At 71.2% G+C, this 15,393-nt stretch carries 15 protein-coding genes; 9 read left to right on the forward strand and 6 right to left on the reverse strand.

The features are described from left to right. Window positions 1-62 precede the first annotated feature (62 nt). Together ACTWPT_RS17605 and ACTWPT_RS17610 are read left to right on the forward strand one after the other, a co-directional pair. Complete coding sequence (locus ACTWPT_RS17605; protein WP_443178460.1) at window positions 63-278, forward strand: hypothetical protein; 216 nt, start codon at window positions 63-65, stop codon at window positions 276-278. Next, window positions 259-414, forward strand: a complete 156-nt coding sequence (locus tag ACTWPT_RS17610; protein ID WP_443178461.1) for a hypothetical protein — start codon at window positions 259-261, stop codon at window positions 412-414. Before ACTWPT_RS17605 ends, ACTWPT_RS17610 begins: the two co-directional genes overlap by 20 nt. A gap of 20 nt (window positions 415-434) precedes the next feature. Here the strand turns inward: ACTWPT_RS17610 and ACTWPT_RS17615 are convergent, their stop codons facing one another. Together ACTWPT_RS17615 and ACTWPT_RS17620 are read right to left on the reverse strand one after the other, a co-directional pair. Continuing rightward, the gene (locus ACTWPT_RS17615) at window positions 435-905 is read right to left on the reverse strand and encodes a hypothetical protein (RefSeq protein ID WP_443178462.1); all 471 of its coding nucleotides are present in this window, start codon (window positions 903-905) and stop codon (window positions 435-437) included. 53 nt (window positions 906-958) lie between these two features. After that, window positions 959-1,909, reverse strand: coding sequence for a transglycosylase SLT domain-containing protein (locus ACTWPT_RS17620; protein ID WP_443178463.1), 951 nt, complete (start codon window positions 1,907-1,909; stop codon window positions 959-961). Between the two features lie 205 nt (window positions 1,910-2,114). On the opposite strand from ACTWPT_RS17620, the gene ACTWPT_RS17625 reads away from it, so the two are divergent. Continuing rightward, window positions 2,115-3,974 carry a LamG-like jellyroll fold domain-containing protein gene (locus ACTWPT_RS17625; protein ID WP_443178464.1) on the forward strand — a complete coding sequence of 620 codons (1,860 nt, stop codon included), beginning with the start codon at window positions 2,115-2,117 and terminating at the stop codon, window positions 3,972-3,974. 11 nt (window positions 3,975-3,985) lie between these two features. On the opposite strand, the gene ACTWPT_RS17630 is transcribed toward ACTWPT_RS17625, so the two are convergent. Further along, window positions 3,986-4,762 carry a helix-turn-helix domain-containing protein gene (locus ACTWPT_RS17630; RefSeq protein ID WP_443178465.1) on the reverse strand — a complete coding sequence of 259 codons (777 nt, stop codon included), beginning with the start codon at window positions 4,760-4,762 and terminating at the stop codon, window positions 3,986-3,988. An 83-nt stretch (window positions 4,763-4,845) separates the two neighbouring features. Here ACTWPT_RS17630 and ACTWPT_RS17635 point away from each other — a divergent pair, with 83 nt between their 5' ends. The 3 genes from ACTWPT_RS17635 (at window position 4,846) to ACTWPT_RS17645 (ending at window position 8,326) form a co-directional block, all read left to right on the forward strand. Next, the gene (locus ACTWPT_RS17635; protein WP_443178466.1) at window positions 4,846-5,655 is read left to right on the forward strand and encodes a phytanoyl-CoA dioxygenase family protein; all 810 of its coding nucleotides are present in this window, start codon (window positions 4,846-4,848) and stop codon (window positions 5,653-5,655) included. Next, complete coding sequence (locus ACTWPT_RS17640; protein ID WP_443178467.1) at window positions 5,652-5,912, forward strand: hypothetical protein; 261 nt, start codon at window positions 5,652-5,654, stop codon at window positions 5,910-5,912. Before ACTWPT_RS17635 ends, ACTWPT_RS17640 begins: the two co-directional genes overlap by 4 nt. A gap of 107 nt (window positions 5,913-6,019) precedes the next feature. Further along, window positions 6,020-8,326 carry a protein kinase domain-containing protein gene (locus ACTWPT_RS17645; RefSeq protein ID WP_443178468.1) on the forward strand — a complete coding sequence of 769 codons (2,307 nt, stop codon included), beginning with the start codon at window positions 6,020-6,022 and terminating at the stop codon, window positions 8,324-8,326. A gap of 3 nt (window positions 8,327-8,329) precedes the next feature. On the opposite strand, the gene ACTWPT_RS17650 is transcribed toward ACTWPT_RS17645, so the two are convergent. Together ACTWPT_RS17650 and ACTWPT_RS17655 are read right to left on the reverse strand one after the other, a co-directional pair. Beyond that, entirely contained in the window at window positions 8,330-9,100 is a 771-nt protein-coding gene (locus tag ACTWPT_RS17650) for an SDR family oxidoreductase (protein ID WP_443178469.1), read from the reverse strand. Window positions 9,101-9,166: 66 nt separating this feature from the next. Beyond that, complete coding sequence (locus tag ACTWPT_RS17655; protein WP_443178470.1) at window positions 9,167-9,298, reverse strand: DUF6203 family protein; 132 nt, start codon at window positions 9,296-9,298, stop codon at window positions 9,167-9,169. An 85-nt stretch (window positions 9,299-9,383) separates the two neighbouring features. Here ACTWPT_RS17655 and ACTWPT_RS17660 point away from each other — a divergent pair, with 85 nt between their 5' ends. Beyond that, window positions 9,384-11,156 carry an aldehyde ferredoxin oxidoreductase C-terminal domain-containing protein gene (locus ACTWPT_RS17660; RefSeq protein ID WP_443178471.1) on the forward strand — a complete coding sequence of 591 codons (1,773 nt, stop codon included), beginning with the start codon at window positions 9,384-9,386 and terminating at the stop codon, window positions 11,154-11,156. A gap of 82 nt (window positions 11,157-11,238) precedes the next feature. Next, on the forward strand, window positions 11,239-12,453 hold the full coding sequence (locus ACTWPT_RS17665) for a PP2C family protein-serine/threonine phosphatase (RefSeq protein WP_443178472.1): 1,215 nt from the start codon (window positions 11,239-11,241) through the stop codon (window positions 12,451-12,453). Window positions 12,454-12,463: 10 nt separating this feature from the next. Here ACTWPT_RS17665 and ACTWPT_RS17670 read toward each other — a convergent pair whose 3' ends face one another. Then, a complete protein-coding gene (locus ACTWPT_RS17670) occupies window positions 12,464-13,723 on the reverse strand; it encodes an SGNH/GDSL hydrolase family protein (protein ID WP_443178473.1) in 1,260 nt (419 codons plus the stop codon). A 221-nt stretch (window positions 13,724-13,944) separates the two neighbouring features. Between ACTWPT_RS17670 and ACTWPT_RS17675 the strand changes: the two genes are divergently transcribed. Then, window positions 13,945-15,366, forward strand: coding sequence for a non-reducing end alpha-L-arabinofuranosidase family hydrolase (locus ACTWPT_RS17675; RefSeq protein ID WP_443178474.1), 1,422 nt, complete (start codon window positions 13,945-13,947; stop codon window positions 15,364-15,366). Window positions 15,367-15,393 lie beyond the last annotated feature (27 nt).

Raw genomic sequence — 15,393 nt, forward strand, 5'->3', positions numbered from 1 at the left:
GCCGCTACCTAGTACGTGAAGCGGCACGGTTCTGCGGCGACGCCACGAAGATCACCCATCAGGTGACGGGCGAGCTCGGCGACCTGGCCGAAGGCACCCGGGTCCTGGTACGCGGCCAGGGAACGGAGGCAGGCGACCGGATCACGGCCGAGCGGGTGGGTATTACGCCCGACACCATGAGGCTGCCGGAGCTACCGGACCTGGGCGGGCGGTTCGGACACCCTGACGAACGGCGCCGCCCCCGAGCCTCCATTGGACGTGCCGGACCGGCTGCGTGAGCGGCTGCCGGAGCCGGGGGACGGGATCCGGGACCTACCGGGACCTCCCAAGGGGTTGTCGGACGAGCTGTTCGACGGGCTCGGCTGCGACGCCGACGCGATCGCGGGCACGGCGGTGTACGGGATCGGTGCCTAAGGTCAGCGAGGGCCCTAAGGTCAGCGAGGGCCGGCGCCGCCCTCGCGTGCCTCCCGCATCTTCCCCGTGGCGATGAAGTCCACCGCGATCCGGTAGAAGCTGACGATCGATTCGCCGGCTTCCACCCCGTCACGAAACTGCTTGCGTATTTTCGCGAACGGGAAGGCCGTGGTGCCATCAGGAAGGAGCACGCCCCATGCGTCATCGTCAGATTTGTGCCAGCTACCGCCCGTGGCAGCGATGACGCATGCGCCCAGGAACGAGCCGAGCACACCGACCAGGCCGCCGATCCGCTCCAGGTCGAAGTCCGGCCGGGAACGCTGCCGCTCGATGAAGCCCTCGACCCACTCGACGGACTCCGGGTTGAGACCGAAGCTCACGTCACTGAGAGGTCCGAGCTGGTCGATCGCGAGGCTGACGTTCGCCTCGATCTGCTGCAGTTCCTGTTCGTGCACCTGAGGATGGTGACACCAACCCGCAAAGCCGATCAAGCCGGTTTCGGGCCCACCGCATGCGGTGGTCGATCCCGACCCGCCGGCCGGGGTCAGCGCGGGCCGGTCAGGCGGCGCTCGCCGGCCGTGGTGAGGACGAACACCTGCCAGTTGTAGTACACGTAGTAGTTCTTCGCGTCCCGCTTGATCTGGCGGGCGTGCCGGAGGATGGCGTCCACGTACGCCTGCGAATGGTTGTAGGCGTACAGCGCCCGCCGGTAGTTGCCCGGGGCGCCGCTGACGCGCAGGTAGTTGGCCGCCGCCATGACGGCGTCCTGGTGATCGTGGACGTCGCCGCCCATCCCGTACGCCTTCCACGTCCCGGGCATGAACTGCATGGGTCCCTGGGCGCCGGTGTGGCTGGCGGACCTCACCCGGCCGAACTTGGTCTCGGCGAACATCACCGCCGCCAGAACCTCCCACTCCACCCCGAATCGGCGCTCGGCCTTCTTGAAGTAGCCGAGCAGCTCGGCAGCGGGGCGGGGCGGGGCGACCTTGAACGTGGCGGACGGCTTGACGGGGTGGGCCAGGGCGAGCAGCCCGCGGATGGCGGTGGTGTTGTCCTTGGCCTGGGCGGCGAGTGCGGCGGGCAGGCGGGCGAAGGCTTGGGAGGCGACCTCGGGGTTGCGGGCGGCGTGGCGGTAGATGCGCTGCTGGTAGAGGGCCAGGAGCTGGACGTCCTGCGGCGGCTCGCCCTTCTTGGACCAGCGGTCGATGGCGGCGTGCAGCGCGGTGGTGGTCTTGCGCAGGGCCGCGGCAAGGCGGGCGGCGTCCTTGGGGACGGCCGCGCCGGGGGCGGGGAGGTCGTCGGCTGCGGACGGGCTCGCCGTCGTGCTGGGAGAGGGCGTCGCCGGCGACGACGCCGCGTATCGGCTGCTCCCGGACGCGCCAGCGTACCCTGCGGGGGTCGCGTCGCCGCAGGAGGCGAGGCAGGTGAGGACCGCAGCCGCGGCTACGGCGCGGGCGGGGCGTCGTGGACGGTTCAGGCGTTGGCGTTCCTCCATGGTCGGCCAACCTACCCGAGTGCGCGCGTGAAGGCGCCGAGGGCGGCGAGCGCTCGCGACATTCGCCTGTGCGTCATTCGGATCACCGCGCATTTTGGGCGGCCAAGATTTTCACCGTCGGAGGGCAGGTGTTCGCGCGAGGGGAACCACCGGGCCACATGGGCCGATCATGGTGCTGCGCGGCACCCTGAAACGGAGAAAGCACATGACCCACCCCTCGCTCGGCCGCCGCACGTTACTCCAGGCGGCCGTCGCCGCGCCCGCCGGCGCCCTGCTCAGCGCCGCCCCGGCGCACGCAGCGACCGGCGGCACCGCCGGCAGGTACGACCGGGACAACCCTCGGTTCACCGTCGGCGTGCTGCCCGACACGCAGTACCTCTTCGACGAGGACCGCTCCGATCCCGCCCCCGTACGCCAGACGTTCCGCTTCCTCACCGGAGACGAGCGCGAGAGCAGGAACATCGCGTTCATGACGCACCTGGGTGACGTGACCGAGCACGGCACCGAGGACGAGATCGGCCTGGCCAGCGACGCGTTCAAGGCCATTGACGGCAAGCTGTCCTACAGCGTGCTCGCCGGCAACCACGACATCCGGTCCGCTACCGACGACCAGCGCGGCGACAGCGCGTACCTACGGGCGTTCGGCCCGGCCAGGTATGCCGGGATGCCGACGTTCCGCGGCGCCTCGCCCGACGGCTACAACAGCTACCACGTGCTGGAGGCAGGCGGGATCGGGAGGCAATGGCTGGTGCTGGCGCTGGACTGGCGTATCTCGGACAAGGGCCTGCAGTGGGCGCAGGGCGTCATCGACGCCAACCGCACGCTGCCCGCCATCCTCACCACGCACGACCTGGCCTGGGCCGACGCGTCGGGCAAGGCGGCGCTGTCGCAGTACGGCCAGCGGCTGTGGGACAGGCTGATCCGGCGCAACGACCAGATCTTCCTGACGCTCAACGGTCACTACTGGCCGCCCGGCCGGACGGTGCTCAAGAACGACGCGGGACACGACGTGCACGTGCACATCGCCAACTACCAGGACCGCTACTACGGCGGCGCGGGCATGGTCCGCCTCTACGCCTTCGACCTGGTGCGGAACGTGATCGACGTGGAGACCCTGTCGCCGTGGCTGCTCGATCGCGACCCGGAGGACCGCACGCTCCTGGAGGCGGAGAACCTTGAGCTGACCGGGCCCGTGGACCGCTTCAGCATCGAGATCGACTTCGACGAGCGGTTCGCCGGGTTCGCCCCGCGCACCCTGCCCCCGGCCCGGCCGGCGAAGGCCGTGATGCCGAGGGGGACGGTGGCGTACTGGCGGTTCGACGGCGAGGGGTTCGGCGGCGCGGGCACGGACGGCGCGACCGTCCCCGCGGGCGCGGTCGTCCGCGACCTCACCGGCGGCGGCAACGACCTGACCACGGAGCTGCTGCACGCCAGCGCCCCTGAGGTGCTGAAGTGGTCGGCCGAGCACCACGAGGGCCAGCCGGCCCACGCCAGCCTGCGCTTCGACGGCGGCAAGAGCCCGGACCGGGGCGCGGTGCTCAGGTCGTCCACCGCCGCACCGATCAACAGTATGAAGTTCGAGTCCGGGTACACGATCGAGGCGTTCATCAAGCTGCCGGACCCGTTCGCCGGCGACCACGCGTGGATGGGCATCCTGAGCTGGGAAGGCCGCAGCGGCGACGCGGGCAAGACCAGCGGCTGGTCGCCCGAGGAGCCGACGTGCAGCCTCAACCTGTCGCCCGAGCGGTTCCTGCAGTACGTCGTGTACCCGACCGACCGGGACGCCGACCCCACGTCGTGGAGCCACTCCCTGCCGGTCGGGCGCTGGACGCATGTCGCGGTCGTCAACGACGCGCGGCGGACCGTGATGTACGTGGACGGGTCGAAGATCGCCCGGAATCCCACCCAGCCGTCGACGGGCATCTCCACGCTGGGCAGGCCGTTCGCGATCGGGGGCACCCAGTTCGCGCTCAAGTACGGGCAGGGTTATTACGGCTGGATCGGTGACGTGCGGATCGTGGCACGGGCGCTGCGGCCGAGGGAGTTCCTGACGCCGTACGCGTGATGCCCGGGGGCTCACCGGCCGCCGGCCGGGCCGCCCTGGGCCCGTAAGGCCCGGGGCGAGGCGCCCAGTTCGCGGCGGCAGGCCTTGTTGAACGCCTGCAGGTCCGGGATGCCCACGGCGGCGGCGATCGCGGGGATCGCCAGCGTCGACTCGCGCAGCAGGTGCAGCGCCCGGGCCAGGCGCCGGTGGCGGATGTAGCCGACGACGGTGTGCCCGGTGTGCGCGCGGAACAGCCGGGTGAGGTGGTTGTGGGAGACCCCGGCGGCGCGGGCGACGCCGGGCACGGTCAGCGGCGCGGCCAGGTCCGCCTCGATGTGCTCGATCGCGGCCGCCACGACGGCGTCCGCGCTGCCGGCCACGGGCAGCCCGGCCACCCGCCAGAGCACCGTCCACACCTCGGCCGAAGCGCGCGCCCGGGTGTCGGGCACGGCCGCGATGGCCTGCCGCAGCGAGGCCGCGATGAGGGGAGCCTGGTCCCCGGCGTCGCGCATGACGGCCACGTCGCGCCGCTCGCCCGCGCCGGGCAGGCGGAAGTGGGCGTACAGGTGCTCCGACCTGCCCCGGTAGTGGTAGTGCACCTCGGCGCCCGGCGGGATGAGGCTGACGTGGCCGGGCCTGATCGGGTGTGTGGTGCCTTCGAGCACCAACTCGGCGGTGTAGCCGTACAGGTGGAGTTGCCACAGGTCGGGCAGTTTGAACACGTCGTGCGAGCTGACGACGCCGTGCACGCCGACGCCCGCTCCTGCCACGGCCGGCGGGTCGGACAGGGCGAGGGTGACTCGGTGCATAGATGCATATATAGGTGAAAACAGACCACTAGTCGATGATTACAACCCATTACATGACATATGCGTGATCATACGTTTGTGGCATGCGAACCACTTTGCTGACTTCGGCGCAGGTGGCCGGGTTCGTGGCGGCCGGCTACCTGCGGCTCGACGGGGTCGTCCCGGACGAGCTGAACGAGCAGGCGATCGACGTGCTGGAGGCGGGCATCGCCCCGGTGCCGTACGGGACCCCCTTCGACGTGGCCTTCCCCGATGGGTCCTTCGCCCGCCGGCTGGTCGAGGTGCCCGCGGTCGCCGGAGCCCTGCGCTCCCTCGTCGGCCCGGACCCGACCGTCGACCACCACGCCGTGCACGTACGCGAGCCGCGCGGCGGCGAGGCCCAGCCCCTGCACGCCGACGCCATCATCGACACCCGCATGGACGCCTTCGACGTGCAGTTGATGTACTACCCGCGTGAGGTGACCGCTGACATGGGCGGCACCCTGGTGGTGCCTGGCAGCCACCTGCGCCGCACCAACGAGAGCGACACCGGCCGCTACCAGAACCTGCGCGGGCAGACGCGGCTGACCTGCCCGGCCGGGACCGTGATGCTGCTGCACCACGGCATCTGGCACGGCGGCCGGCGCAACGACAGTGACCAGCGCCGGTACATGTTCAAAATCCGTTTCAACCCGACCGTGCCGCAGGTGCGTCTCTGGGACACCTCCGACCTGGCCGACCCTGCCGTGGTCGCCGAGCTGAGCCGGCGTTTCCCCTGGTACGAGCCGGCGACGGGGCGCCTGGAGGTCCACAACCGGGTGCGCCTGTGGCGGGCGATGACCGCCGATCCGACCTTCGACGTCGACTACTGGACGACACGTGTGAACAACCGCCCTGGGAGGGCCGTCGCATGAAGCAGCAGGTCCTCGTTCTCTACCTGGCCACCTCCGCGCTCGACGCCGCCGTGGTGGGCTGGTCCTCCTATGACGGCACCGGGCGTACCCATCCGACCGCGGGGGACGGTGACGAGCCGCCGTACGAGACCGGGGTGGACGCCCTGCGGGACGGCTGGCGGCTGTTCCAGGCGTCGCAGCTCATCCCGCCGTATCCCGGGAGCGAATACGACACGTCGTTCCTGAAGCACGAGTTCTTCTTCGAGAAGCTTTCTTGACCTGCACCTCGCCCTGAAGGCCGAGGGCTTTCTGCGGCTTCATGGTAAGGCAGCGAACCCATGCCTTATCGTGTGGATCGCCCAGGAAGGTCAGGGAAAGGAGCGGGATGCCGGATGTCCGCCCGCTCCGGTCCGGCGATCCGGAGTGGATCGGCGGTTACCGGCTCGTCGGCGTACTCGGCTCCGGCGGGCAGGGGACGGTCTACAAGGCGATCGGCGACGGTGGGCGTGAGGTCGCCATCAAGCTGCTGCACAGCCACCTGAGCGGGGACGACGACATCACGAAGGGCTTCCTGCGCGAGGTGGAGGCGGCACGGCGAGTGGCGGCGTTCTGCACGGCGGCCGTGCTGGACGTCGGCACGCTGGACGTGCGGCCGTACATCGTCAGCGAGTACGTGGCGGGCGACACGTTGCAGCAGCTCGTCCGGTCGGCCGGGCCGCGTTCTGGAGGGGCGCTGGACCGGCTGGCGATCTCGACGTTGACCGCGCTGGCCGCGATTCATCAGGCCGGGATCGTGCATCGGGACTTCAAGCCGGGGAACGTGCTGATGGGCCCCGAGGGGCCGATCGTCATCGACTTCGGGATCGCCAAGGCGCTGGACGCCACCACGCTCGTGTCCGAGCCGGTGGGGACGCCGGCGTACATGTCGCCTGAGCAGTTCGAGGGCAGGCGGATCGGGCCGGCGGCGGACATGTTCAGCTGGGCCGGGACGATGGTGTTCGCCGCCACCGGACGCCTGCCCTTCGCTGGGGAAACGGTCCCGGCCATCATGAACGCCATCCTGACCGGCACCCCTGAACTGTCGGGCGTGCCGCCACACCTGCTGGGCCCGATCCGGGAGTGCCTGGCCAAGGACCCCGCTGCCCGGCCGGCGTCCGCCGACATGATGCAGCGCCTCATCAGACGGACCGGCCGCGCCCTCCAGCCGCTGCCGCCGGCCACACCGTCTTCGGGCCCTCAGCCGGGGCCGGGAAGCCTGCCGCCCGCCATCGTCCCATCCGCCTCAGCGGGTTCGCGGTTGGCGGGCTGGCCCTCCGGGGCACTGGGCCAACGGCCGTCGGCGCCCCCAGCCGGGGCGGCGGGCCGCCTTTCCTCCGGACCCCGAGCCGGGGCGGCGGATCAGTTGTCCTCGCGGCCTCAAGCAGGGGCAGCCGCTTCGCCGCCGGAACAAGCGCGTCCGGTGGCGGACGTGGAGGCGACGCCGGGCGGCTGGAAGCGGGTCAGCCGGCGGGCGGTGATCAGTGCAGCCGCGGCGGCCACCGCCACGGCGGCCGTTTCCGCCTTCGTTGTGCTCCGGCCGGGAGGCGGGTCGGTGCGGCCGGACGGTGATCCGTCGTCGTCGGCAGGCGGAGATGCGGCCTCGGCCTCCGCGGATGCGAGCTCGCCCGTCACCCACGCCGGCTCACCGTCCGCGCAGCAGACCCCGGTCCCCTCCGCCGAGCCGTTCGGGACGCAGGTCAAGGAGCCGGTGTCGTTGCCGGCCGGGTCCGGCATGCCCGCGGCCCTGGCCGCGAGCGGGACCGGCGTGGCGTGCGGCACGGCGAACGGCACGGTGCTCGCCTGGGATCTGAGCACGGCCGCGGTCGCCAAGCTCGGCGACGGCGGGGGCAATGCGGTATCCGTGGCGTACGGCGAGCGTGGCGGCGCCCTCGTGGTGGCCTCCGGGCACTCCGACGGCAGGATGCGGCTGTGGAGCCCGTCCGGGGAGAGCCTCGCCTCACACCGGGCCACCGACCCGATCGTCGCCGTGACGGTCGTGGGCGGGCGGGCGATCGCGGTGTCGCAGAAGTACGACGGCATGCGGGACCTGCGCGGCACCGTACGGCTGTGGGACATCGCCACCGGCAAGCAGATCGGCCCTTCGAGCACCGAGCACTTCCAGGGCATCAGAGGGCTGGCGTTCGGCCGGCTCGGCGAGCACGACGTGCTGGTGACGGGGGACGGCGGGGAGCGCATCCGGGTGCGGCGCCTGTCCACGGGCGTGGTCACGCATTCGTTCGAGACCGGCGAGATCGGCGGCATCGAACTCCTGGCCTGCGGAGAGCTGAAGGGCCGGCCCGTGGTCGTGTCGACCCACCTGGACGCGACCCTGCGCGTGTACGACCTGGCCACCGGCAAGCGCAGGAAGAAGTGGACCTTCAGCGACCAGAGCCCTGACGACCGGGGCGCGGCGGCGCTCGTCGCGGGGCGGCTCGGCGATGTGCCCATCGCGGCCGTCGCCCACGCCCCGTTGGGCGGCGAGGTAATCGTCCGTGTCTGGAACCTCGACAACGGCGAGACCATCGGCGTGCTGGGGCCTGGGGAGGGCGCGGCGCTCCGCACGCTGGCGCTGGCCCGGTTCGCCGGGCGGCCGGTCATAGTGGGCGCGGGCGAAAACCGGTCCATCCGCGTCTGGAGCCTGGGTGAAGGCTGACGCTCAGGTGTCGGTGAACCCGTACTCCTTCGCGAGATCGGCGACGGTGAGCGTGCGGCCCGAGTGCCGGGCCACGCCGGCATCCTCCAGGAGGGCGCGCACGGCGCGGCCGGGGAACTCCGCCGAGTCGCTGCCCGGCAGGTCGTCGCCGAGCACCGCGACGATGGCCTCCGTGCGGGTGAGCCCAGGTGACAGGGCGAGGGCGGTGACGTCGTGCGGGCGCAGGTCGTGGGCGAGGGTGCGGGCCAGGCGGGCGACGCTCGTCATGGCCAGGTCGTAGAAGACGTGACCGGCGATCACCGCGGCGGACGGGTCGGCGTACCCGGTGAGCACGACCAGGCCGCGCCGCTCGATCAGCAGCGGGGCGGCGTGCCAGACGGACACGAGGTGGCTGCGTACCCCGAGGTGCATCATGTTGCGCCAGTGGTCGAGCGTGAGCGTCCAGAACGGCCCGCCGCGGAACGGCAGGGCGTTGCCGTCGAACGCGTTCGCGACCAGCAGGTCGAGGCCGCCGTGCGCGGCGCGTACGCGCCGGAAGAGCGCCTCGACGGCCTGGTCGTCGGCGTGGTCGACGTGGACCGGAACGCCGCGCCCGCCGCGCTCGTCCACCTGCTCGGCGGTGTCCTCGACCGTGCCCGGCAGATCGGAGTGACGCTGATCACGGCTCTCGCGGTCGGTGACGTAGACGGTCGCCCCGGTCTCGCCGAGGACGAGCGCGATGCCGCGGCCCACGCCACGCGCGGCCCCGGTCACGACGGCGACGGTGCCTGTCATCTGGACGTCCCTCCCTCGTTCGCCCCGCGGTCATCGTCGCGCGGCTCTCCGCGGCGTGTCTACGGGTCACCGTCTGCCGCGCCGCTGCGCGCGGCGGCGGCGCCGCCGTCCCAGCACCCAGCCCACCGCGAGGAACACCACCCCGATCGGCGTACGTGCCAGCCGGCGCAGCAGCATGGCCTTGAAGAAACGTTTCATGCGTGCCCCCTGCCCACGGCGGGGCTTGCGACGCACGCCTGTTGTGTGATGGTGTGCCGCCGCAGCGTCTAAGGGAGGTCGTGTCGTGCCGTTGATCGTCGATCTGACCAGCGGGACCGTCGAGCGTGAGCACCGCTCGGGCGAGCCGGGACATTACGGCGGGTCCATACTCGGGCTGCGGTTGTTGTCCGAGCGCACTCCCGCTGGGCTCGACCCCTACGACCCGCGGGCGTTGGTGTACGTGGCGGCGGGGATGCTCGGCGGGACGCGGGCGCCCGGGCTGGCCAAGGGCGTCTTCCTGGCCAAATCGCCGTTGACCGGGGTGGCCGGGGAGGCGCATGCGCTGGGGCCGTTCGCGGCGGGCATGAGGGGCGCCGGGGTCGAGGCGCTGGCGGTGATGGGGCGTGCCGAGCGGCTTTCCTACCTGCTGGTCCGCGATGGCGAGGTCTCGTGTCACGAGGCCGAGGAGTTGCGCGGGCTGGGCACCGCCGCCACCACCGACGCGCTCCGGGCGCGGCACGGGCAGGGCGCGCACGTCGCGGCGATCGGGCCGGCCGGGGAGAACCTCGTCCGGTACGCGAGCGTGGTCACCGACTACGCCTACGCCGCCGGCCGGTACGGGGTGGGCGCGGTGTTCGGCGCCAAGAACCTCAAGGCGATCGTGTGCGTGGGCGACGCGCCGGCCGAGGTCGCCGATCCGGCGGCGGTCGCGGCGATCGACCGCTACTACCGTGACGCGATCGCCGGCAACCCGCTGGCCGCCCTCCAGGCCGGCGAGCCGGGATTCGCCGGCTGGACCGGGGAGCCGCCGGTCTCCGGGTACGCCTCCGTCCGGAACTTCACGCTACCGGGGGGACTGCGTGTTCCCGGCGTGCGCGACTACGACGGCCGGGCGGTGGCGCTCAGGGGCGCCTGTCCCGGGTGCCCTAACGACTGCCTCAAGGTGTACGCCTCCCCGTCCGCGGACGAGCGCCGGTCGGGCGGCCTCGGGCAGGAGGCGTTCCTGTCGCTGGGCTGGAATCTCGGGATCGACGATCTCGACACCGTGCTGGACGCCAACGCGCTCTGCAACGATCTCGGGCTCGACCAGGTCTCCCTGGGCGGGACGCTGTCCTTCGCGATGGAGTGCGCCGAGCGCGGGCTGCTGCCGGGCGGGCCCGCGTTCGGCGACGCCGCGGCGCTGCCCGTGCTGATCGGCGATGTCGCGCGGCGCGCGGGCGACCTCGGCGACCTGCTGGCCGAGGGGGCGTCGCGGGCGGCCGGGCGGCTCGGGCCGCGGACCGCGCCCTACGCGATGACGGTCAAGGGCGCCGAGCTGCCCTGCTTCGATCCGCGCATTCAGCCGGGGATCGGGCTGGGGTACGCCCTCGCGCCCAACGGGCCCCGCTACGACGCCTTGGAGCACGATCTCGACTTCGATCCCGTCGCGGGCCTCGCCTACAGCTTCCCCGAGGCCGCCAGGATCGGCGCCCTGCCGGCGCCCGCCGGCGAGCTTGACGCCGAGCGGGGGCGGCGCAGCGCCCGCCTGCTGCGGTTGTGGAGCGGGCTGGACGCGCTCAACCTGTGCGTGTTCGCCTCCTCCCCCACCAGGCCGCTGACCATCGATCGCCTGACCTCGCTCGTCACCGCCGTGCTCGGGCAGGACTTCACGCTGGAGGACCTGCTGGCGGCCGGGCAGCGGCGGCTCGACGAGATGCGGGCGTACGCCGCCCGCGAGGGCATGGGCGGGCGCGACGACCTGCCTGCGCGGATGCACGACGAGCCGGTCGCCGAAGGACCGCACAAGGGCGCCGTGCTGGACCGGGAGGCGTTCGCGCGAGCGCGTGACGCCTTCTACGACGAGCTCGGCTGGCGTTGACCCCACCGCTGCCGCCCTGGTCGCGCTGGGTGACGGGCGGTGGGCAGGGGTATGGGTCCATGCACGGGGGAAGGAGGGGCCGGTGCAAAGTGACGGTGAGCGTACGCTGGGCGGTCTGCTCGAGGCCACGCACCTGGCGGCGATGGAGGACCTGCCGGCCCTCGTGTGCGCGCATGCGCGGCTGATCGGCTGCTCCGACACCGTGATCTACGTGACCGATCTGCAGCAGCAGCTCCTGGTGCCGCTGCCGGGGCAGCGGGACAAGTCCGGCGCGCCGCTCGAGCCCATCAAGATCGACACCACGATGGCGGGCCGCGCGTTCCGCGTCGTGGAGATCGTCCAGTCCAAGACCATGCCTGCGGATGAGGGGCGGCGGTTGTGGGTGCCGCTGCTGGACGGGACCGAGCGGGTCGGGGTGCTGGGAGCGACCGTGTCCGCGTACGACGAGCTGGTCGAATGGCGGGTCAAGCAGCTGGCGGCCCTGGTGGCGGTGCTGGTGATCAGCAAGCGGCCGCACAGCGACTCGTTCGCCCGGCTGGTCCGCGCCCGGCCGATGACCCTGTCGGCCGAGGTGATGTGGAACCTGCTGCCGCCGGGCACGTTCGCCAACGACGACGTGGTGGTCAGCGCCGCGCTCGAGCCCGCCTACGAGATGGGCGGCGACGCCTACGATTACGCGATCGACGGCTCCCTCCTGCACCTGGCGCTGTTCGACGCGATGGGGCACGACACGTCGGCCGGGTTGACCGCCACCGTCGCCATGGGGTCGTGCCGCCACAACCGTCGCCTGGGAATGGACCTGCCCGCGATCAGCGAGGCCGTGGACACGGCGATCAAAGAGCAGTTCACCGGCCGGTTCGCCACCGGCATTCTGGCCTGCCTGGACCTGCGCACGGGGCAGCTGAGCTGGGTCAATCGCGGCCACCATCCGCCGCTGGTGATCCGCGACGGCCAGTGCGTGGCCACGCTGGACAGCGTGCCCATGCCGGACCCGCCGATGGGGTTCGGTCTGGGGATCTCCACGGGTCTGCTCTGTTACCAGTTGCAGCGCGGCGATCGGCTGCTGTTCTACACCGACGGCATCATCGAGGCGCAGAGCCCGGACGGGGAGACCTTCGGGCTGAAACGCTTCGTCGACTTCGTCATCCGCCAGGAGGCCGACGGCGTGTCGGCCCCCGAGACGCTGCGCAGGCTGATCCAGGCCATCCTGCGGCACCAGACCGGCCGGCTGCAGGACGACGCGACCGTGATGACGGTCGAGTGGCGCAGCGAGCACCGGCAGCAGCTCACGATGTGAGCGCGGCCGGTCACCGGTGGAACAGGCGGGCCGGAACGGCGTCCGCGAGTGCCCGGTAGCCGGCGGGGCTCAAATGCAGGCCGTCGCCCACGTCGTACGACACCGCCAACCGCCGGGGGTCGGCGGGATCGCGGACCGCCCGGTCGAAGTCGATCACGGCGTCGAACCGGCCGCTCGTGCGGATCCAGTCGTTGACCGCCTGCCGGGTCGCTTCCCTGAGCCCTTGGGGGTCGTCGTAGGAGTGGCCGCCGAAGGGGGTGAGCGTCGCCCCGTAGACGGCCAGGTCCCGTGCCTGCGCCCGGACGATGATCTGGTCGTAGGCCGCGATCAGCTCGTCGGCGACCTTCTTCTGGGCGTCCTGCGTGGCGGGGGCGGTGCCGATGTCGTTGACGCCCTCGAAGACGATCATCCATGCGGCACCGCTGCGGGCGAGCACGTCGCGGTCCAGCCGGGCCATGGCGGCCGGTCCGAGGCCGTCGTTCAGCACCCGGTTGCCGCCGGCCGCCTGGTTGGCGATGGCCGGCGCGGAGCGGCCCAGGCGGTCGAAGAGCTGGTCGGGCCAGCGGTTGTTCAGGTTCGTGGTGGAGCCCCTGCCGTCGGTCAGGGAGTCGCCCAGCAGGACGAGCGCCGCGGTGGAGCGCTTGGACCAGACCTCGATGGCGCTGAGGAAGTACCAGTGGTCGACGGGGGTCGCCCCGGCGAGGTCCTCGGCGTCGGCCTGGTTGCCTTTCGCCAGGTAGGAGGTGGTGCGGGAGCCCGGATGCGAGGTGATGGCGCTGGAGGCCTGTCCCTCGGCGAGGTAGACGGTCACGGCCAGCACGGAGCCTGCCGTGAGCACGAGGTCCAGCGGGTCGGACACCACCAGGGCGCCGGTGGGGACGGTCGTGGACGGGCGGCCGTGGAACGTCACCGGCAGGGCGGTGCCCGGCTGGATCGCGCTGACGCCCGCCCTGCCGCCTGCCGGGAATGCCACGGTGACCCGGGTGATGGGCAGCGGCACGCCGCCGAAGGCGTTGGAGAAGCGCAACCGTATCCGCTGCCCGCCGGCCGACACCCGTACGGTCTGCCGCAGGGTGCTGTCGGCCATGACGAGGCCGCCTGCCGTGTACGGTGGTGGCGGCATGTTGTGCGGCTCGGTGAGCTGCGGCATGGCGGTCCAGGTGTCCACCCAGTGCCCGTTCGGCGCGTTTCCGTCGCCGATCGCGGGCGACGCCGTCAGCACCCCGGCCCCGAGAGCCGCGACGATCATCAGCCTTAACCCTCTGCTCATGGCCGCCTCGCTCCTCGAAACATTTCCGCTGAGTGTCGAACATTTCCAAGCGGACGGCAAGGGATCATACCCGGTATTGAAAGTTTCACTTCGCGGGCGGTGCGACTACCACGATGTCCCAGGCTGACGGGAGGAGCGATCTGGGCCGAAAGTTTCTGATTGATTAGCCTGAATCGTTCCTGAGACGCTCGTCCACCACCGGCTACGACACGGAGGACGCAGTGCACCTCAACCGCCCTCGGTCCTGGATCGTCGCGGCGGCCGCCGCCGCGATGGTCGCCCTTGCGTTACTCACCGCCCCCACCGCGCAGGCCGCGCCCGGCTGCCGCGTGGAGTACACGGTGACCAACCAATGGTCGAATGGTTTCGGCGCGAATGTTAGCGTTACCAACCTCGGTGATCCGCTCACCAGCTGGCGTCTGACCTGGTCGTTCACCGCCGGGCAGACGATCACGCAGCTGTGGAACGGCACCGTCTCGCAGTCCGGCGCCCAGGTCGCCGTCACCAACGTCGACTACAACGGCTCGCTCGCCACCGGGGCGAGCACGTCGTTCGGCTTCAACGGCACATGGAACGGCTCCGCCAACCCGGTGCCGGCGGACTTCGCACTCAACGGCACCGCCTGCACCGGCGGCAGCACGCCGACCGCGACCCCGACGGTCACTCCCACGGGCGGCACCGGCACGCTGCCGAGCAGCTTCCGCTGGAGCTCCACCGGCCCGTTGATCAGCCCCAAGCCCGACGCCTCCCACAGCAACATCGCGGCGGTCAAGGACCCGTCGGTCGTCTACCACAACGGCCGCTGGCACGTCTTCGCCAGCACCGCCAGCAGCGCCGGCTACAACATGGTCTACATGAACTTCACCGACTGGGCCCAGGCCGGCGCCGCGCAGCACCACTACCTGGACCAGAGCGCGATCGGCACCGGTTATCGGGCCGCGCCGCAGGTGTTCTACTTCGCGCCGCAGAACAGGTGGTACCTGGTCTACCAGACGGGCAACGCGTCGTACTCGACCACGACCGACATCTCCAACCCGCGGTCCTGGAGCGCGCCGCAACACTTCTACTCGAGCATGCCGGACATCATCCGGCAGAACATCGGCTCCGGTTACTGGGTCGACATGTGGGTGATCTGCGACACCGCCAAGTGCTACCTGTTCTCCTCCGATGACAACGGTCACCTCTACCGCTCGGAGACGACGGTGGCGAACTTCCCCAACGGCTTCACCAACACGCAGATCGTCCTGCAGGACTCCAACAAGTACCGGCTGTGGGAGGCCAGCAACATCTACAAGGTCAAGGGCACGGACCAGTACCTGCTGCTGGTGGAGGCCATCGGCTCCGACGGCAGGCGGTACTTCCGTTCCTGGACCTCGACCAGCATCGGCGGCACGTGGACGCCGCTGGCCGACACCGAGAGCAACTCGTTCGCCCGCTCGAACAACGTCAGCTTCAACGGCACGGCCTGGACGAGGGACATCAGCCACGGCGAGATGATCCGCGACAGCAACGACCAGACGCTGACGATCAGCCCGTGCCAGATGCGCTACCTCTACCAGGGGATGGATCCGAACGCGAGCGGCGATTACAACTCGTTGCCGTGGAAGCTGGCGCTGCTCACACAGACCAACTCCACCTGCTGACGGGTCACCATTAGGCCAAGGAGCCAT

The sequence above is a fragment of the Nonomuraea sp. 3N208 genome (assembly GCF_052245935.1).
Classification (GTDB): Bacteria; Actinomycetota; Actinomycetes; order Streptosporangiales; family Streptosporangiaceae; genus Nonomuraea.